The organism is Rheinheimera baltica (assembly GCF_030731985.1).
Classification (GTDB): domain Bacteria; phylum Pseudomonadota; class Gammaproteobacteria; order Enterobacterales; family Alteromonadaceae; genus Alishewanella; species Alishewanella baltica.
On record NZ_JAPJDY010000005.1, the window covers coordinates 329,142 to 347,479 of the forward strand.

Sequence of the window (18,338 nt, forward strand, 5' to 3'; positions counted from 1 at the left end):
GACGGTCACTTATAAGGCAGAGGCAAACACACTTTCATGGTTTAAACATGGCTACTTACCAAAAACTCAGTACCATTGTGGTCTAAAACAATCGTGCTACCGGGCATGACGTCACCTTGCAGCAACGCCTGCGCCAAAGGGTTTTCCAGATATTGCTGTATAGCCCGTTTTAATGGCCTTGCGCCATAAAGTGGATCAAAGCCAACGTCGGCTAATTTATCCAATGCCAGATCTGTAATATTAAATTTATATTGCCGTTCTACCAGCCGCTGCTCTAATCGCGCAAGTTGGATCTTAGCAATACTGCGTATTTGCGTGTTATCCAATGGATGGAATACTACCGTTTCGTCCAGCCGATTGATAAACTCCGGACGAAACTGCTTGGTAAGTACCTCCATCAGCATCGTTTTCATTTGCTCATAACTGTACTCACGATAATGCTCTTGAATAAGATCGGATCCCAGGTTGGACGTCATAATAATAACGCTGTTTTTAAAATCGACAGTACGGCCTTGACCATCTGTCAACCGGCCATCGTCCAACACTTGTAGCAAGATATTAAACACATCCGGATGGGCTTTTTCCACTTCATCCAACAGCACCACGGAATAGGGTTTACGCCGCACTGCTTCAGTTAAATAGCCACCTTCTTCGTAACCAACATATCCCGGTGGCGCTCCCACTAAGCGAGATACGGCATGCTTTTCCATAAACTCTGACATATCAATGCGGACCATGGCATCAGGGCTATCAAATAGAAACTGCGCCAGTGATTTAGTAAGCTCCGTTTTACCCACCCCGGTAGGGCCTAAAAATAAAAACGAGCCTATCGGTTTATTAGGATCTGAAAGGCCGGCGCGGGAGCGTCGAATGGCATTAGCAACAGCAGCAACCGCCTCATCCTGGCCGATAACTTTTTCGTGCAGTGCTAGTTCCATTCGTAGTAACTTGTCACGTTCACCTTCAAGCATTTTACTCACAGGAATGCCGGTAGCTTTGGACAACACATCAGCAATTTCCTGCTCGGTCACTTTGTTACGCAGTAAGGTGTTGTCATGCATTTCAGCTTGAGACGCTAAGTCGAGTTTTTTCTCCAATTCAGGAATACGACCATATTGTAGCTCAGACATACGCTGCAAGTCGCTGGCACGGCGTGCCACCTCTAAGTCCAAACGCGCCTGCTCCAGCTCGGTTTTAATGTTTTGTGTGCCTTGCAATGCAGCCTTCTCTGACTCCCAAACTTCGTCCAACTCATTGTATTTACTATCAAGTTCGCGAATTTGTTCCTGGATCATGTCACGGCGCTTTTTCGTTGCGTCGTCGGTCTCTTTAGCCAAAGCATTATCTTCGAGTTTTAACTGAATAATGCGCCGCTCTAACCGATCTAGTTCTTCCGGTTTAGAGTCCATTTGCATACGAATACTGGAAGCAGCTTCGTCAATTAAATCAATAGCTTTATCTGGTAGCTGCCTATCAGACACATAACGATGCGACAAGGTGGCCGCCGCAACAATTGCCGGATCGGTGATTTCTACTGCATGGTGTAACTCATAACGCTCTTTTAAACCGCGCAGTATGGCAATGGTGTCTTCAACACTGGGCTCTTCCACCAACACTTTTTGAAAACGTCGCTCAAGTGCAGCGTCTTTTTCAATATATTTTCGGTATTCGTCCAGCGTTGTGGCACCAAGACAATGTAGTTCACCACGGGCCAGCGCAGGCTTTAACATATTGCCCGCATCCATGGCGCCTTCAGCTTTACCTGCGCCCACCATGGTATGAATTTCATCAATAAACAGAATGACCTGCCCTTCTTCTTTGGCCAGTTCATTAAGCACAGCTTTTAACCGCTCCTCAAATTCACCACGGTACTTGGCGCCAGCTAACAACGAGCCCATATCCAGCGACAACACCCGCTTGTTTTTTAATCCCTCAGGCACTTCTTTATTAAGAATACGTAGCGCCAGCCCTTCGACAATGGCCGTTTTTCCGACACCGGGCTCACCAATTAGCACAGGGTTGTTCTTAGTTCGACGTTGTAAAACCTGTATACAGCGGCGGATCTCTTCATCCCGACCAATCACCGGATCTAACTTACCCGCCTCTGCGCGCGCTGTTAAATCTACCGTATATTTGGTGAGTGCTTGTCTGGAATCTTCAGCATTAACGTCATCAACTTTTTGACCTGCTCGCATATGTTCTATTGCTGCCGTTACATTTTCTTTAGTCACGCCAATTAAACGCAGAATTTTACCCAAATCAGACTTATCTTCAGTGGCTGCCTGCACAAACAACTCACTGGAGATAAACTGATCTTTGCGTTTTTGCGCCAATTTGTCGCATTGCTGCAGTAACTGCGCAGTAGCAGAAGATAACTGTAGGTTTGCGGCATCGCCCTCAACCCGAGGTAAACGATCAATGACTTGGCTAACCTTTGAACGTAGCTCGTTAAAATTAACAGCAAGACGATTTAACAGCTCTCGAACAGTGCCGCCCTCCTGGTTTAGCAACGCAAACATCAGATGTACCGGTTCAATAAACTGCTGATCCCGGCCAAGCGCCAGTGACTGCGCATCGGCAATAGCCTCTTGAAACTTACTGGTAAATTTATCTAGTCGCATTTATGGCTCCTACAAGCACAACACTGTTATGTCATAAGATTGGGTGCTATTGCTGGAAATTCAAGCATAAAAACGTCAAAAAATTGACTTAGATCAGTCTAGCCAGATTGCACTAGCCATCCGGCCTGTTTGTCCGTCACGACGATAGGAAAAAAATAGTTCTGATTGCTCATAGGTACAGTAGTGACCACCAAAAATCTGTGTCACTCCACATTGCACTAAACGTTGCCTTGCCAACAAATAGATATCTGCCAGCCACTTTCGGTTTGCTTTTGCTATAAACGCCAGTTCAGCTTGGGCGGAATGTGCAGTAAAAGCGGCTCTAACCTCATCCCCCACTTCAAAAGCAGTAGCACCGATAGCTGGCCCCAAATAGGCTAGCACGTTAACCGGCTGACTAAAATGTGCTACGGTTTTTTCAATCACGCCATGGCATAAACCCCGCCAACCAGCATGCACAGCAGCCACCTGAGTACCATCAACATCACATAGCAAAAGTGGTAAACAGTCTGCTGTCATTACGGTACTCACTATGCCTTTTACCGAGGTAACACTGGCATCTGCGCTCAGCCCCGACACACTGTTATGTGATAGCCTTATCACATCAGTACCATGCACCTGATTTAACCAAACTGGAGCAGACGGCATGCATGCAAGTTGCTGATACCGCAAGCGGTTTTGCGCAACATCACTGGCTATATCGGCAACGTGCTCACCCAAATTGAGGCTGCTATACACACCAGTGGAGCAACCACCATCACGGGTGCTGCACACTGCACGCACATGTTGTGGTGCAGGCCAGTCAGGAATGAGTAACGCGGCGCGGTTAGTCATCACTTTATACGTAGTCTAAGCCATGCTCTTCAGTGTCGGCTCGCAACGCAGCATTTAACTGCACCATGTCATCAGGAATTGGCGCATGCCACTCTAATATTTCGCATGTAATAGGATGAGCTAAACGTAACATAGCGGCATGTAATGCCTGGCGCTTAAAATTGCGCAATACCGTAAGTAAATGTTCATCTGCTTTGCGCGGCGGACGGGGCCGACCTGCATATACCGGATCGCCAACCAATGGATGGTTAACAAAGGTCATATGTACACGAATTTGGTGCGTGCGGCCAGTTTCCAGGCGTAACCGCAGCCGGGTATGGGCCCGGTATTTTTCCATCACCCGAAAATGTGTAGTGGCCGGTTTACCCGACTGGCTTACCGCCATGTGCGTGCGTTTGGTTGGGTGTCGGCCAATAGGTTCATCAATTGTGCCACCACCGGTCATGGCACCATGACATACGGCCTCATACTCGCGGGTAATTTCACGTGCTTGCATTGCTTCAACCAAATGGGTCTGGGCAGGAATAGTTTTCGCCACTACCATTAAGCCGGTTGTATCTTTGTCTAAGCGGTGAATTATACCGGCACGCGGCACTTCGCCAATACCCGGGCAATGGTGCAACAACGCATTTAGCAAAGTGCCATCTGAGTTGCCCGCGCCAGGGTGAACCACTAAACCGGCAGGTTTATTGATAACCAGGATATGTTCATCTTCGTAGACAATATTCAGGTCAATTGCTTCAGCTTCAAAACGCTCGTCTTCAGGCAATTCAGCCAAAATATCAATCTGTTCACCGCCAAGCATTTTTTCCCGCGGTTTATTGTGTACTTCGCCACTAATTTTCACTGCGTCGGCTAAAATCCACTCTTTTATGCGAGATCGCGAATAATCGGGGAACATTTCTGCCAGAACCTGATCTAAGCGTTTACCAAAAAGATGGTCTGGTACAATTTCTGAAAGTTTTAGCTGTTTTGTCATAACGGAAGCAGTTATCCTGTGTGCAACCCCGGCAGGTCTGGGGTAGAATCGCAATAAGATGTATTTTAGCGATTTTACGTCAGACTAGACAGCCATTTAGCTCAAGTAGTAACGGATTTTTAAATGAAAGCAAATTTTTTACTGATTTCAATGCTGGCGTTAACGTTAACAGCTTGCGCTGGCAAGCCAAAAGACGTGCCTAATAGCACACAAACAGCACAAACCATGTATCAACAAGCAAAGGAAGTGCTAGATAAAGGGTTATATAACAGAGCAATCGAAATGCTCTCTGCGGTTGAAAATCGCTATCCATTTGGCCCTTTAGCCCGCCAAATACAATTAGATTTGATTTACGCCTATTACAAAGCGGGTGACGTGCAAAAAGCCCTTGCCAGTATTGACCGTTTTATTCGTTTGAACCCGAATCATCCTGAATTGGATTATGTGTATTACATGCGGGGATTGAGTAACTTACAAGCTGATGAAAATGCGTTACATGACGCTATGGGTATTAATCGGGCTGACCGCGATTTAGCCAGCACACGCCAAGCGTTTGACGATTTTAAAATTATGATTTCAAGCTTCCCGCAAAGCAAATATGCGGCTGAAGCTAAAAAACGCATGCTAAGTATAAAAGATACTCTTGCTCAGCATGAACTGCTTATTGCGGACTATTATATGCGCCGAGGAGCCTACCTGGCTGCAGCCAACCGCGGTAAGTATATTGTAGAGTTTTATCGAGACTCTGTACTGGTAGAGCAAGCTTTGGAAGTTATGGTAGAAAGCTATGACAAACTGGGGCTAACCAAGCTTAAAGAAGATACCTATCAAGTACTTAAACTTAACTTCCCGCAGAATAACACCTTCTGATAAAACAACCCCGCCTTTGCGGGGTTGTTTGTTTTAGCACTGTTGCAAGCAATGATTACAATAAAACCAGAACGTTGAAGGATAATCGTTATTTGATTGACTAAATAGCTTCCAGCGCCTCAGCTAACTTGCTGACGGCAATAACTTCCATACCAACGATGGGGTCTTTTGGACAATTCGCTGCCGGCACTATTGCTCGTTTAAACCCATGCTTGGCCGCTTCTCGCAAACGCTCCTGTCCACTGGGAACAGGTCTAATTTCACCAGCAAGCCCTACTTCACCAAATACAACTAAGTCATTTGGTAGCGCTTTATCACGAAAACTAGACACTAGCGCCAGTAAGGTAGCTAAATCTGCGCTGGTTTCATTTACTTTAACGCCGCCAACCACATTCACAAAAACGTCTTGATCTGCCATTTGGATACCCGCATGACGATGCATTACCGCCAGCAACATTGAAATTCGGTTTTGCTCCATCCCCAACGTGACGCGACGCGGATTGTTTAGGGGGGAATAGTCAACCAAACCCTGTATCTCTACCAATAGGGGGCGGGTGCCTTCCCAAAGCACCATAACAATACTGCCAGACTGATCTTCCTTACCACGCGTCAGGAAAATGGCAGAAGGATTCTTAACCTCTTTCATACCTTGTCCAGTCATGGCAAAAACACCCAGCTCGTTTACTGGCCCAAAACGGTTTTTATTTCCGCGTAAGGTGCGGTAGCGATTGTCACTGTCGCCATCAAGCATGACCGAGCAGTCAATACAATGCTCCAACACTTTAGGGCCTGCCAAAGAGCCGTCCTTCGTAACATGGCCCACCATAATAATGGCTATGTTATGCTGCTTGGCGAAACGGGTTAAAAAGGCAGCACTTTCACGCACCTGTGACACACTGCCCGGTGCAGACTGAATATCGGCCAAATGCATTACCTGAATAGAGTCGATAACAATAATGCGTGGTTTTTCCTGCTGCGCAAGATGAGAAATGGTTTCAACGTTGGTTTCTGCTAACATTTTAAGCGCATTGGTTGGCAAGCCCAAACGCTGCGCCCGCATAGCCACTTGCTGTAACGACTCTTCACCGGTCACATAAAGCGCATTACCTTGCTGCGCCAAACCGCACATTATTTGCAACAATAAAGTACTTTTACCCGCGCCTGGATGACCACCAATCAAAATGGCAGACCCTGGTACAATCCCCCCGCCCAATACACGGTCAAACTCAACAAAGCCGCTACTAAAACGCGGCACTTCTTGCAAGTCAACTTCATCTAGCCGCATGACTTTGGCTACCGCCGCCCCAGCGTACCCCTCTAAACGGCTATTTTTACTGTTACCGCTTCCCAACCTGACTTCACTGACCGTATTCCATGCACCACATTCTGTGCACTGGCCTTGCCAACGCACAAAATCTGCGCCACAGTCGCTGCAAACATAAGCTGTTTTCACTTTTGCCATATTTATTTTCTCAGACCAAATGAAAGGCATGGATATTGCTTTTCAATTTGTAACAACGTAGCGTACTACAGATTATAACCCTAAGATGCCGGTATTTTGGCATTTAACCTGACTGAATTATGACAGCAGCAGATTTACAACAATATATCGGCGTTATAGACCGGATGAAAAGTTTGCTTAACTCAGCAGACTTTGATCAGGTATTTAGTTTATTGACGTCAGACCTGCCTAAATCAAAACAATTCCTATTGAAAATGGAACTGAAACGCATGGCACAACCATGCAATTATTTCATTGATTTACGTGGTCATGTAGATGGTGATGTAAAGCCGTACGATTATATGGGTAAAACCCATTACATGGATGAGAATGCGGTTAAGGTATTTGAAGCAGGCTTAAAACAATATGGCAGTTTTACGCTGGGTTTATATGAAGAAGTACTAAATACCGAGAACAATTTTCGAGTAATGCATCGTAAACAAACAGAAGACCGTGTTCGCGATGCGTTACAAACTAATACTGCCAAGCTGTCACCACTGCCAGACAACGAAGAACGCAGTGACGCAAACTACGCGACCATCATTCACTTTGGCAACTATAATGCCCGACGTGATGAGCGTATGCATTACAGTATCGATATAGAGCTTGAGCTAGACAATAGTGCCAAGCGGGTGCGCGCCAGTACAACAGACCTATCCGTATCAGGCAGTAAGATAAAGTTACAGCAACCGATTAAAGGCGTCATTGGTAGTATTGTTAAAGTCCATTTTACCGGGCTAGAGCAAGAATTTGTGCTTGGTTTAGCCGATGGCGTGTCTTATAAAGTTGTCGATATCGATCAACAAAGTAACAATACGTATTGGCGCTTGCAGCGGCAGCAAAATGAAAACGAACAACAGTTTGTCGAATTTCTGCAAAACTTTATCAATGCGAACAAAAGACGTTATAAAGTTAATCTTGATAACGTTAGTCAAAGCATGCTGAGCAAAGGTTATGAACAGTTTTACTTACCCAAAACGAATACATTACCGGTTTTTATTGCGGTAAAAAATAGCCAACCAGTGCCCATTTGCGCACTAACCACTGACTATAACAAAGCGGTATGGCAGTACTTTCTTGATGAACAACATCAAGCAGTGTTTATCAGTATCTGTCATGTAAAACGACTTAAGCGTTTATTACAACAAACGTCATTGGAAATGTCGACGACCCTATATAGCTTTACTCACGCGGTGAAAGGTAAGTTATTTTACTATTCAGCCACGCGTGAGGAACTCTCTGAATCCGAAGCATTAAAGGAGCTATTTCTTGGCTTTGGTTCCAGCAAACCTAGCTGGCGGGTGTTTCATCTAAGCTTATTACGTACTAACGCTGCACAGGCTGAAATTCCGTCGACCATACCGGAACAAACGCAGGCAAAAACTGAGACAGGACTGAGTAGCCTGATTAAAAACTTTATTCAGGATATACGCTATATCGTTAACCTGACGGATATCACTGGCAGTGACAATACTTTTTGGTATCAAACTTATCCTGTTGATCAGCAAAAACTCAAGCTACTGGCACAATTTGGCCATAAGAAACTTGCAAGTCAGCCGCCCTGTGAGGCTGTTGCAGTGCAATACGTCAACTTGCGGTCGGAGTCTCGCTACCTATATAAAACCGCAGTTACGATCAGTGACAACGAAAATCAAGCTGAATTAAATGGACATAGCCGTGACTTTTCGTCAAAAGGGTTTCAATTAGAAACGGTTTTACCGGTTAGATTTCAAAAAGGTGATTTACTGCTACTAAATTTGCCTGACATGCAGAAGATTAGCAGTAAATATGAACTGCAGGCTTTGCCATACGAGGTAATGGCCGTTAGCAAAAGTCGCACAATTATGAACTTACGCGCAGCTGAAGGCACAGAACCACATGTAGGAAGATTATTTTTTCAGCAATTGATACAAAACAATCGAGCCAAGCTGACACTTGCTGAGGAAAGTCCTAAATACCCTGGTTTAAATGTTGCACTACGTAATTTATATTTAAATTCACAACACCATTTTGCACTTTATGTACACAGAAAAGGTATTCGCTACGAAATTGATACTATCGCTAAAGGTAGCACAGGCAACAGTTTGCACACCTTGCTTAGCATTTACAGTAAAGACCCGGCAAAACTTGATGTATGTCTGATATTACAAAATCATGCCACCAGCCTGCAGTTCGCTCAGCAATTGAAGCAAATGAAGCGGTTTGATAATCCCAAACCTAGCGAACTTTTGATCACCGTTAGTCGCTTAACTGCAACGGATAAACCCAATCTGCAATGCCGTTATGATTACGAGTTTAGTTCTGAACAAGCTAAGCAAGAATATGTACTTAATGCGCTGCAACACAATGTGCTGTTTTGCTACAAACTACAATTGTCGCGTACAGGCAGGCCTGACACTGACTTTATCGCGCCAGAATTAAGCTACATTAGTGCGTACGCGCTTCACAAAGCAAAACAGTTAGAAGAAGAACTCTGGAGTGTCGCTGGCGTAATTGATGCAATTGATATTTCATCCGAATTACCTTGGCGCTTCGGCGCAAAGACAGATTTAATTCAAAACCACGACCAACGCAAACTGACTTTACTGGCTCAATTGCAGCAACCAGTCGCGTAACTCTACAAAGTGATCATCAACCGCATTTGGATGCGTTAGCATAGAAATATGGTCATAATCTTGCAAATAGCCGGCATCTTTTGCTAGCAAGGTAAAGCGTGCTTGCTGCGAGGTTTCAGCAATAAATGCTTTCACATCGTCAGGATGCCCCAATAATCGATCATTCTGGGCGGCAAAGTGCCAAACTGGTGGCCAATTCAGTTGTTTACTGGCGTGCGCATAATCAAAATGATCACTAATGTCTTGATAGCTATCGCCTTTAATCCAACACACGGTATCCTGTAAAAATTGGTAGGGCTCATCATCATTACCCATTCGCCATTTACGGGCCGGGAAATAACCATATTTGCGACCGAGCCAAGGAGCAATGATATTCCATACCAGGTCAATCTTCAGTTTTCGTTCAAGGCTTTGTACGCTGATTACCCGTTTACTGCCAAAACACACTTTAACAGCAACTTTTGCAGCCAGCTCAGGAAATCGCGCTAAACACGCCGCGGCTAATACACCGCCCCAAGAGTGTGCCACTAACACCACAGGTTGCTGATGTAACGCAAATACATAGTTAATAAGCGCAGGAATGTCTTGGGTGATCATTTGCTGTTGGCTTTGCGTAAACCCTTCAGATACATGAGGTTTAGACAACCCCCTGCCAGCAAAATCCGGGCAATATACCATAAAGCCATTGTCGGCAAGGTAGCTGCCTAGCCCCTTACCCGAAGCACTATAAAATATACGGCCGTTCTCAATGGCGCCATGCAACATTAACGCAGGAGCGTTTGCCGGTTGAAACGGCAATAATCGGCGCACATGCAGTTGATATGAGCCTAAATCCAAATAATGCGAACTTTGCTGATGCTTCATGCTTAGTCTAGTAAGTACAAGAGTTGCAACAAAGAACCTTGACGAATAGCCGCCTTGGCCTGCGCCTGTACCTTGGGTTTAGCATGAAATGCAACCCCTAGAGCCGCCGCGTTAAGCATGGGTATATCGTTCGCGCCATCACCAATAGCTACGGTCTGACTAACGTCTATATGATACTGTGCAGCTAATAAATTCACCACTTGCGCTTTAGTATTGGCGTCAACAATATCACCCAATACCTTACCAGTAAGCAGGCCATCCGCAATTTCCAATACATTGGCAAAGGTAGCGGTTAAATTCAGTTGTGTTTTTAACGCATCAGTAAAGTAAGTAAAACCACCCGACGCAATAGCAACTTGCCAATTATGGGCTTTCAAGTGTGCGACTAACTGTATTAAACCTGGCATCAAGGGTACAGCGTCTAATACTTGCTGTAATACTTGTTCTGGCGCCCCTTGCAGTTTAGCTACGCGTTGCGTAAGGCTTTGAGCAAAATCAAGCTCTCCATTCATTGCTCTGGCTGTTACACTGGCCACCTGCTCACCTACTCCGGCCAATTTTGCTATTTCATCAATACATTCAATCTGTATTGCTGTCGAGTCCATATCCATAACAAGTAAACCAGGCAGATTTAACGTTGGCCGGGCGCTCAAATACACCAATTCAATATTCAGTCGCTGTGCCAAATCAGTAAGTTGTTGCTGCAAGTCTATCGTCAGAGGTTGCGTAAGCTGTAGCTCCAATGCCCTATCCAATTCAGGATGCGGTTGATACAAGCGGCAAGATATTGCGGTATCGGGGCTTAGATGCTTAAACAGTGAAACCATAGCCGTCCAGATAAGCCCATCGCCGAATAGACGTATCACGTTTGTTGTTGAGTTCGAGCAAATGGGAAATGCTGCACCTTCTGGTAGCGACAAAACATGATTACTATGCAGTAAAACAGTATCTTGCTGACAAAGTAGCGCGTAGTGATTGTTAGTAGTTAGCAGATCAAGGGGCGACTCAATCTGTTGATGAATAGTTGGGATCTGATAAAAAAACGACACGCTAGTACCTATACTTGGCAGCACAGCCATGGCATGCTACACGCCTTTACGACGTTATTTTAATGTAGCAACTACTATTTTAGCCAGTGCTTGATGGAAATTATGCAGAACCATATCCCAATACCGAGCAGTACTTCAAGCACTATTAAGCTGCTGCAAATTGCTATTGCAGTAATGGGTATTTGGTTGCTATTACATAGCTGGGTATTAACGCAACAACAAGGCAAACTGTTACTGCAGCAACAAAGTAGCCAGTTAATGCGCGAAACGCTTACCGCCTTGTCTCACACTGCGGCCTATTTGATTGAACATGATGAGCTGGACGGGCTGGAACAGCTTACTCAGCACATTGCCGCCAGTCCTTATTTGTACGATGTTGTGGTATATGATGCCAACGGCGTTCGTATGAGCTGGTCAGAAAACAGCGCCCCGGCACGTTTGCTATATGGACCCAACCAGAAAGAACAACTACAAGCCATGGTGCAGCCTATTACCAAGGATCAGCAACTACTTGGCTATATGAAACTGAGCTTAAGGCTGGATACATCACTAAACCAGATCAGTATGTCTTGGCAACAATTAATGCAGCAGTTGTTAGGCATGCTAATTTTGGCTGGGGCAGTTGGTTTTTTATTACGCCGAGGATTTTCGCGTTTGTCACGCCAGTCATTGCGACTACGAGGACCGAAGTCTTAATACATTGCTACTATTTTGCCAAAGTTGCTGAGCAATAACCTCTGGAGACTCTTTTCTTAGCTGACATAACGCGCTAAACACTCTTGCCAATTGAGCGGGAGTATTTACCTCGCCCTGAAAACCGGCTAATGGCATAGCAGGCGCATCGGTTTCTAATACAAAACAGTTTAATGGTAGTTTTTGCACCGTATTACGGGTTTTACTGGCTCGCTCATAGGTAATAGTGCCACCAATACCCAATTTAAAGCCCAAATCAACAAACGCCATAGCTTGCTGCTGACTTCCAGAAAAGGCATGCAAAATACCCCCCTCATTAAACTGCTGCCGCTTTAGCTCAGCCAGCAGTTGCGGCTGACTTTTGCGATGATGCAGGATAACCGGCTTATGGTGTTGTTTTGCCAGTGCCAATTGTTCAACAAATAGCTGTTGCTGAATATCGAAGCTGTTTTCAGCTAGCGCATAATCTAGTCCAATTTCACCAACAGCAACAACTGCAGTATCATTTGCTATCAGGAGCTTATTAAGCTCAACCACCGCATCTAACGAATGCTCAGCCGCCCACCAGGGATGAATACCCAAAGCAACGTACCAATGTGGCTGTTGCTGGTGTAACTGAAGCACATTTTGCCAGGCAGACTGTTGTACGGCGGGGATAACTAAAGCTGCAACACCGGCAAGCTGTGCCTGTTGCCAGTGCAGAGCTTGCTGTATTGCCAGTTCAGGTAAATCAAAGTGACAGTGGGTATCGAACAATTTGAAACCACTACTGCCAGCATTTTGCGCCGCAGCAGTGTCATTGAGAACAGTGTTGTCCGTTAAGGGCATAACCTGTCTATATTCCAGCTGTTATCGCTTTGTTTAGTGTACATAAAGCGATCGTGCAGGCGGTGCTCACCGCCTTGCCAGAATTCAATTTTATGCGGTTTTACCAAAAAACCGCCCCAAAAAGAAGGTAACGGCACTTCGCCATGTTCAAACTTATGTTTTATTTCGGCAAACTTTTGCATTAACGCCTGACGAGTAGACACTGGCCGGCTTTGCTCTGACGCCCACGCTGCCAACTGGCTTTCTTTAGGACGCGACAAAAAATACTTCATTACCTGTGAACTCGGTACACGTTCAGCGGTACCGTAAACAATAACCTGCCGCTCCAGTGGGTGCCACGGAAAGTGCAAACATACTTTGGGGTTAGCGCTTAGCTCACTCGCTTTGCGGCTACCTAAATTAGTGTAGAAGGTAAACCCCTCAGTGCTGACATCTTTTAGAAGTACCAGTCGCTGAGACGGCTGGCCATGCTCGTCGACACTCGCCACACACATTGCTGTCGGGTCTGGTAGTTCAGCGGCTATCGCATCCTTTAACCAGCCTTCAAACTGGGAAATGGGATCCTCGTTCAATTTATCCAGCTCCAACTTATCTTTGGTATAACTACGGCGAATATCGTCGACTTTCATGCTACATACGCTCCATAACCTCAATGCCCAGTAACTCCAGACCTTGCTTTAACAGGCGTGAAGTAAAAATACTTAGCATTAAACGGCTATTACGCTGCGTTGGTTCAACACCGTCTTTTAAAATTGGGCACGCTTCGTAGAATGTCATATACAAGCTTGCCAGCTCATACAAATAGTTACATAGCAGGTTTGGCTGTGCATCTTTCATAACCTGCTGCAACGTTTCTTCAAAGCGCAGTAATTTAACAGCCAGCTGCTTTTCAGCTTCTTCGGTTAACGCGAATTCTGCGGTGAAACTGTCAGCAATATCAGCTCGACGTAAAATGCTACGTACCCGGGTGTAGGCGTATTGCAAGTAAGGGGCTGTAGCACCCTCAAAGCTTAGCATTGCATCCCAACTAAAGATGTAATCACTGGTACGGTTCTTCGACAGGTCGGCAAACTTCACCGCACCAATACCTACTTTACGCGCTACTTCGTCGATTTCTTCAGCAGATAAATCGGTAGCTTTGTCTTGCACAACGGCCTTGGCACGCACTACCGCTTCTTCCAGCAACTCGGCTAATTTTACCGTGCCGCCGGTACGCGTTTTAAACGGCTTGCCATCTTCACCCATCATGGTGCCAAACGGACAATGATCATAGGCAGTGGCATCGCGTAAATATCCGGCTTTGCGCGCGACCAGTTCAACTTGCTTAAAGTGTAAGCCTTGTCGTGCGTCAGTGAAAATAATTACCCGGTCGGCATTAAGGGTATGACTTCGATACTGACACGCCGCTAAATCGGTCGTCGCGTACAAAAACCCCCCTCCGGTCTTTTGCACAATAAAGGGTGATGGGTTACCTTCTTTATCAGCTAGCTCGTGCAAAAACACCACTAACGCGCCCATACTTTCTACGGCTAATTGTTGCGTTTTTAAATCATCAATAATGCCATGCAGCATATCGTTATAAGCACTCTCTGGCTTAATGTCAGCATGCGTTAGGGTGACGTTAAGCTTCTGATAGACTTCATCACTGTGTTTGATCGAGGTGTCGATAAATAACTGCCATAGCTTTTGGCAATGTGCATCACCGCTTTGCAGTTTAACCACATAAGTGCGCGACTTATCAGCAAAGCCTTCTTCATCATCAAAACGTTTTTTCGCTTCGCGATAAAAATCTTCCAGATCAGCGAGCGCCACCTGTTCTAAATCTACCCCGGCGGCAAGCTTATCTTCCAGGTGAGCGATTAACATACCAAACTGAGTTCCCCAATCCCCCATATGGTTTTGGCGGACGACCTTATCGCCCCAGAACTCTAACGAACGTACTACCGCATCACCAATGATGGTTGAGCGTAAATGCCCCACGTGCATTTCTTTGGCCAGATTAGGCGCAGAGTAATCTACCACTACCGTTTGTGGTGAGGTGTTAGCCGCCACGCCTAAACGCGCATTGCCGCTGGCATGTTGTAGCTGCTGAGCCAACCAGCCCTTTGCTAAAGTCACATTAATAAAACCTGGGCCCGCAATCTCCGTTTTTACCGCAATGCCATCTAAATCCAACTGCGCGAGTAGTTGTTCTGCCAATTGGCGCGGATTGGTTTTCAATAACTTGGCCGCGGCCATTGCACCATTAATTTGATAATCACCAAACTCGACGCGTGTACTTACTGTCACCGCCGCATTGGTGTCAGCGGGTAAGCCCAAGGCAACAAAGGCAGCTTGAGTTTTTTCGGTTAATAAATGCTTAATGTTCATCCGGCTTACCTATTAGTGTTCACGTGTCTTGTGGAATTTAATTTTTGGATAGCGCTCAATCGACAGGTTCAGGTTAACCATTGTCGGTGCGATATACGTTAAGGCATCGCCACCATCCAACGCCAAGTTCTGACTGGCTTTATTTTTAAACTCATCCAGCGCTTTACCGTCATCAGAGTAAACCCAGCGTGCGGTAGACACGTTAACGCTTTCATATAGTGCATCAACGTTATATTCTGATTTTAATCGGCTAACAACCACGTCAAACTGAAGTACACCTACTGCACCAACAATTAAATCGTTATTATCCAATGGACGGAACACCTGTACTGCGCCCTCCTCAGACAACTGTACCAAGCCTTTTAGAAGCTGCTTCTGCTTTAACGGATCGCGCAAACGAATACGGCGGAACAGTTCAGGCGCAAAGTTAGGAATACCCGTAAACTGCATGTTCTCGCCAGTACTAAAGGTATCACCAATTTTAATGGTGCCGTGATTATGTAAGCCAATGATATCACCCGGATAGGCTTCATCTAAATGCTCACGGTCACCGGCCAAAAAAGTTAACGCCTGAGGTATTAGTACGTCTTTACCAATACGAACATGACGTACTTTCATGCCTTTTTCATATTTACCCGACACAATACGTAAAAAAGCGACACGGTCACGGTGTTTAGGATCCATGTTTGCCTGAATTTTAAATACAAAGCCGCTAAAGCCTGTTTCGGTGGGCTCTACAGTACGGCTGTCTGTCGCTCGTGACTGTGGTGTGGGAGCCCAATCGGTTAGGCCATCAAGCATATGGTCAACACCAAAGTTACCCAACGCCGTTCCAAAAAATACCGGTGTTAACTCCCCCTTTAAAAACAGCTCACGGTCAAACTCATGGCTGGCACCTTGCACCAATTCCATTTCGTCCCGCAGCTGAGCGGCGTAATAACCAATACGCTTGTCCAATTCAGGGTTATTCAAACCTTTAATAACATCCAGGTCTTGAATGGTATGTCCCATGCCGGATTTATAAAGGATCACCTCATCACGCAAAATGTGGTAAACACCTTTAAATTCTTTACCAGAGGCAATTGGCCAGGTGATGGGGGCACAAGCAATTTTCAGTACGCTTTCAACTTCGTCTAACAAATCAACCGGATCTCGGATATCACGGTCCATCTTATTCATAAAGGTAATAATAGGTGTATCACGCAGACGGGTTACTTCCATTAACTTAATGGTGCGCTCTTCAACACCTTTAGCGCCATCAATTACCATTAAACAGGAATCAACTGCGGTAAGCGTGCGATAAGTATCTTCAGAAAAATCTTCATGGCCGGGTGTATCAAGCAGGTTTACCAGGCAATCGGCATACGGAAATTGCATTACAGAGGTCGTGACAGAAATACCGCGCTCTTTTTCCATCTCCATCCAGTCAGATGTGGCAAACTGGCCAGATTTCTTTCCTTTTACCGTACCGGCTTTTTGGATCAACTGTCCGAATAACAGTACCTTTTCGGTAATCGTCGTTTTACCAGCATCCGGGTGGCTGATGATAGCAAAGGTACGCCTTTTGCTGACTTCTTGTTGAATTACACCGTTTGTCATTAATATCGTCTTCTGATTAATCGTATTTAAACTGATAAACACAACAACCCAGTTTACATGGGTGTCGTCAGTATAGTTATTTTAACTATTGGGATGGCGGGTATTTTCGCTTATCTGGCACAAAGACACAATCAAAGCCGAGTAAAACGACAAGCTCTGGGGCAATTAATTATTAACCGCAAACCAGATTAAGATAAGTACAAGCACATAATTAACGCATCTTCGCTACCTTGGGCATTTTTGTAGTAATTACGCCTTACATCTACGCAATTGAATCCCTGTTGTTGGTAAAGGGCATTCGCAACTTTATTAGACGAGCGAACTTCCAGCCATAACTCTGCCACAATTCGTTGCTGTAACACAGTTTGTAAGTATTTTAGCAACTGCTTACCGTAACCTTTCCCCTGATAAGCAGGGTTAACACAGATATTAAACAGCTCAGCTTGATCACCCACTATTTTGCAAATAATAAAGCCTAATATTTGATCACCATTGACCAATTTTATGTTGAGGTATAAATCTGAAAAGCTGCTGTCAAAAGCTGAACGAGGCCAAGGATAGGGATTAGCTTGCTGTTCAATTTGGTGTATTACGCTAATATCGGCGGGTGTAAGAGTTTCAAACTTCATCGGGGCATTTCACTTTAAGCCGTTTTAATTGCCCGCAACGTACGCAATATCTTAACAAACGTCAACAGCACATTCTGATTGGTTATTTTATCCTATTGCAATTTAAAGTACTGCACGACAAGACCATGTATCAGCACTAACCTGACGCTTCATCCATGTCGTTAATAGTACCCAGTAATAACCAAAGCGCCTTTTTTTGTGCCGGGAGCAATAACTCCGATAGTGGCGGAGTTATCAGTTGCTCCGAATCTAACTCAGACTGTAATAAACCAACTTGAATTACCCAACGTCGTTTTCCAGCGAGTTGAAAATCAATATCTTGAGCGAAAAGTTCAGTTAAACCAGGAGCATTAAAACCTGTTTGCTCTGAAGACTTATCAGATCTGACAAATGCTTCAGTCAATGCAAGAGGTTTAATTTGCAACGCATCGAGTAGATGCTGCTGGGAAACGCTAAGTAGTGTTTTCATAAGAAGAAGTGGCAGGGGCAGAGGGATTCGAACCCCCAACCATCGGTTTTGGAGACCGCTGTTCTACCAATTGGAACTATGCCCCTGTAGCTTGTGGCGCCATTATACAAAAGCCAGTCCAAAGGTAAAGCAAAAAACGGTGCTAGCACATTCAACTGCATAGAAAATAGACATTAAGGTGATTAATCATACTAGCGTAGCATACACAATAAAGTTCGCCTACTGAGTATTCATCAATTAGACCGTGAGTTTTCAAGGGTGTTAATAAACATAGTTTAGCGTCTAATCGTTGAATTTTAGGCATAAAAAAACCCCGCTCGATGAGCGGGGCTTAGTATTAGGAGCCTGGCGGTGAACTACTCTCGCATAGCGAATGCTACACTACCATCGTCGCAGCTGCGTTTCACTTCTGAGTTC

At 45.1% G+C, this 18,338-nt stretch carries 15 protein-coding genes and 1 tRNA gene; 3 read left to right on the top strand and 13 right to left on the bottom strand.

The window, feature by feature from the left end:
• Positions 1 to 41: 41 nt before the first annotated feature.
• The 3 genes from clpB to rluD form a co-directional block, all read right to left on the bottom strand.
• Positions 42 to 2,621, bottom strand: a complete 2,580-nt coding sequence (clpB, locus tag ORJ00_RS10940) for an ATP-dependent chaperone ClpB (RefSeq protein ID WP_306139848.1) — start codon at positions 2,619 to 2,621, stop codon at positions 42 to 44.
• A gap of 93 nt (positions 2,622 to 2,714) precedes the next feature.
• Positions 2,715 to 3,455: a peptidoglycan editing factor PgeF gene (pgeF, locus tag ORJ00_RS10945; protein ID WP_027672059.1), complete on the bottom strand. Its 741-nt coding sequence runs from the start codon at positions 3,453 to 3,455 to the stop codon at positions 2,715 to 2,717.
• A gap of 4 nt (positions 3,456 to 3,459) precedes the next feature.
• Complete coding sequence (gene rluD / locus ORJ00_RS10950) at positions 3,460 to 4,434, bottom strand: 23S rRNA pseudouridine(1911/1915/1917) synthase RluD (protein WP_305976853.1); 975 nt, start codon at positions 4,432 to 4,434, stop codon at positions 3,460 to 3,462.
• Positions 4,435 to 4,557: 123 nt separating this feature from the next.
• On the opposite strand from rluD, the gene ORJ00_RS10955 reads away from it, so the two are divergent.
• Positions 4,558 to 5,304 (top strand): outer membrane protein assembly factor BamD, encoded by a 747-nt coding sequence (locus ORJ00_RS10955; RefSeq protein WP_027672057.1) that lies wholly within the window; start codon positions 4,558 to 4,560, stop codon positions 5,302 to 5,304.
• A gap of 100 nt (positions 5,305 to 5,404) precedes the next feature.
• On the opposite strand, the gene radA is transcribed toward ORJ00_RS10955, so the two are convergent.
• The gene (gene radA, locus ORJ00_RS10960) at positions 5,405 to 6,766 is read right to left on the bottom strand and encodes a DNA repair protein RadA (RefSeq protein WP_306139859.1); all 1,362 of its coding nucleotides are present in this window, start codon (positions 6,764 to 6,766) and stop codon (positions 5,405 to 5,407) included.
• 119 nt (positions 6,767 to 6,885) lie between these two features.
• On the opposite strand from radA, the gene ORJ00_RS10965 reads away from it, so the two are divergent.
• Positions 6,886 to 9,420 carry a PilZ domain-containing protein gene (locus ORJ00_RS10965; RefSeq protein WP_306139849.1) on the top strand — a complete coding sequence of 845 codons (2,535 nt, stop codon included), beginning with the start codon at positions 6,886 to 6,888 and terminating at the stop codon, positions 9,418 to 9,420.
• On the opposite strand, the gene ORJ00_RS10970 is transcribed toward ORJ00_RS10965, so the two are convergent.
• Together ORJ00_RS10970 and serB are read right to left on the bottom strand one after the other, a co-directional pair.
• On the bottom strand, positions 9,388 to 10,284 hold the full coding sequence (locus tag ORJ00_RS10970; RefSeq protein ID WP_305976851.1) for an alpha/beta fold hydrolase: 897 nt from the start codon (positions 10,282 to 10,284) through the stop codon (positions 9,388 to 9,390). The two genes, ORJ00_RS10965 and ORJ00_RS10970, sit on opposite strands and share 33 nt — an antisense overlap.
• A 2-nt stretch (positions 10,285 to 10,286) precedes the next feature.
• Positions 10,287 to 11,363 (bottom strand): phosphoserine phosphatase SerB, encoded by a 1,077-nt coding sequence (gene serB, locus ORJ00_RS10975; protein WP_027672053.1) that lies wholly within the window; start codon positions 11,361 to 11,363, stop codon positions 10,287 to 10,289.
• Between the two features lie 72 nt (positions 11,364 to 11,435).
• Between serB and ORJ00_RS10980 the strand changes: the two genes are divergently transcribed.
• Positions 11,436 to 12,029: an AhpA/YtjB family protein gene (locus tag ORJ00_RS10980; RefSeq protein WP_027672052.1), complete on the top strand. Its 594-nt coding sequence runs from the start codon at positions 11,436 to 11,438 to the stop codon at positions 12,027 to 12,029.
• Here ORJ00_RS10980 and ORJ00_RS10985 read toward each other — a convergent pair.
• From ORJ00_RS10985 to ORJ00_RS11015, 7 genes are all read right to left on the bottom strand, one after another.
• Entirely contained in the window at positions 12,009 to 12,854 is an 846-nt protein-coding gene (locus ORJ00_RS10985; protein WP_027672051.1) for a TatD family hydrolase, read from the bottom strand. The genes ORJ00_RS10980 and ORJ00_RS10985 overlap by 21 nt on opposite strands.
• Positions 12,845 to 13,483 (bottom strand): pyridoxamine 5'-phosphate oxidase, encoded by a 639-nt coding sequence (gene pdxH, locus ORJ00_RS10990; RefSeq protein ID WP_306139850.1) that lies wholly within the window; start codon positions 13,481 to 13,483, stop codon positions 12,845 to 12,847. Before pdxH ends, ORJ00_RS10985 begins: the two co-directional genes overlap by 10 nt.
• Before the next feature lies 1 nt (position 13,484).
• On the bottom strand, positions 13,485 to 15,224 hold the full coding sequence (gene argS / locus ORJ00_RS10995) for an arginine--tRNA ligase (protein WP_027672049.1): 1,740 nt from the start codon (positions 15,222 to 15,224) through the stop codon (positions 13,485 to 13,487).
• Between the two features lie 12 nt (positions 15,225 to 15,236).
• Positions 15,237 to 16,823 carry a peptide chain release factor 3 gene (prfC, locus tag ORJ00_RS11000; RefSeq protein WP_027672048.1) on the bottom strand — a complete coding sequence of 529 codons (1,587 nt, stop codon included), beginning with the start codon at positions 16,821 to 16,823 and terminating at the stop codon, positions 15,237 to 15,239.
• A gap of 188 nt (positions 16,824 to 17,011) precedes the next feature.
• On the bottom strand, positions 17,012 to 17,452 hold the full coding sequence (gene rimI, locus ORJ00_RS11005) for a ribosomal protein S18-alanine N-acetyltransferase (RefSeq protein ID WP_306139851.1): 441 nt from the start codon (positions 17,450 to 17,452) through the stop codon (positions 17,012 to 17,014).
• A gap of 136 nt (positions 17,453 to 17,588) precedes the next feature.
• Positions 17,589 to 17,921, bottom strand: coding sequence for a hypothetical protein (locus tag ORJ00_RS11010; RefSeq protein ID WP_306139852.1), 333 nt, complete (start codon positions 17,919 to 17,921; stop codon positions 17,589 to 17,591).
• A gap of 9 nt (positions 17,922 to 17,930) precedes the next feature.
• Positions 17,931 to 18,007, bottom strand: a tRNA-Trp gene (locus tag ORJ00_RS11015).
• Between the last annotated feature and the right edge of the window lie 331 nt (positions 18,008 to 18,338).

What these genes read in the sequence shown, in the direction of transcription:
- clpB (WP_306139848.1), bottom strand. Translation starts at nt 2,621, where the DNA reads ATGCGACTAGATAAATTTACCAGTAAGTTTCAAGAGGCTATTGCCGAT.
- pgeF (WP_027672059.1), bottom strand. Translation starts at nt 3,455, where the DNA reads ATGACTAACCGCGCCGCGTTACTCATTCCTGACTGGCCTGCACCACAA.
- rluD (WP_305976853.1), bottom strand. Translation starts at nt 4,434, where the DNA reads ATGACAAAACAGCTAAAACTTTCAGAAATTGTACCAGACCATCTTTTT.
- ORJ00_RS10955 (WP_027672057.1), top strand. Translation starts at nt 4,558, where the DNA reads ATGAAAGCAAATTTTTTACTGATTTCAATGCTGGCGTTAACGTTAACA.
- radA (WP_306139859.1), bottom strand. Translation starts at nt 6,766, where the DNA reads ATGGCAAAAGTGAAAACAGCTTATGTTTGCAGCGACTGTGGCGCAGAT.
- ORJ00_RS10965 (WP_306139849.1), top strand. Translation starts at nt 6,886, where the DNA reads ATGACAGCAGCAGATTTACAACAATATATCGGCGTTATAGACCGGATG.
- ORJ00_RS10970 (WP_305976851.1), bottom strand. Translation starts at nt 10,284, where the DNA reads ATGAAGCATCAGCAAAGTTCGCATTATTTGGATTTAGGCTCATATCAA.
- serB (WP_027672053.1), bottom strand. Translation starts at nt 11,363, where the DNA reads ATGGCTGTGCTGCCAAGTATAGGTACTAGCGTGTCGTTTTTTTATCAG.
- ORJ00_RS10980 (WP_027672052.1), top strand. Translation starts at nt 11,436, where the DNA reads ATGCAGAACCATATCCCAATACCGAGCAGTACTTCAAGCACTATTAAG.
- ORJ00_RS10985 (WP_027672051.1), bottom strand. Translation starts at nt 12,854, where the DNA reads ATGCCCTTAACGGACAACACTGTTCTCAATGACACTGCTGCGGCGCAA.
- pdxH (WP_306139850.1), bottom strand. Translation starts at nt 13,483, where the DNA reads ATGAAAGTCGACGATATTCGCCGTAGTTATACCAAAGATAAGTTGGAG.
- argS (WP_027672049.1), bottom strand. Translation starts at nt 15,224, where the DNA reads ATGAACATTAAGCATTTATTAACCGAAAAAACTCAAGCTGCCTTTGTT.
- prfC (WP_027672048.1), bottom strand. Translation starts at nt 16,823, where the DNA reads ATGACAAACGGTGTAATTCAACAAGAAGTCAGCAAAAGGCGTACCTTT.
- rimI (WP_306139851.1), bottom strand. Translation starts at nt 17,452, where the DNA reads ATGAAGTTTGAAACTCTTACACCCGCCGATATTAGCGTAATACACCAA.
- ORJ00_RS11010 (WP_306139852.1), bottom strand. Translation starts at nt 17,921, where the DNA reads ATGAAAACACTACTTAGCGTTTCCCAGCAGCATCTACTCGATGCGTTG.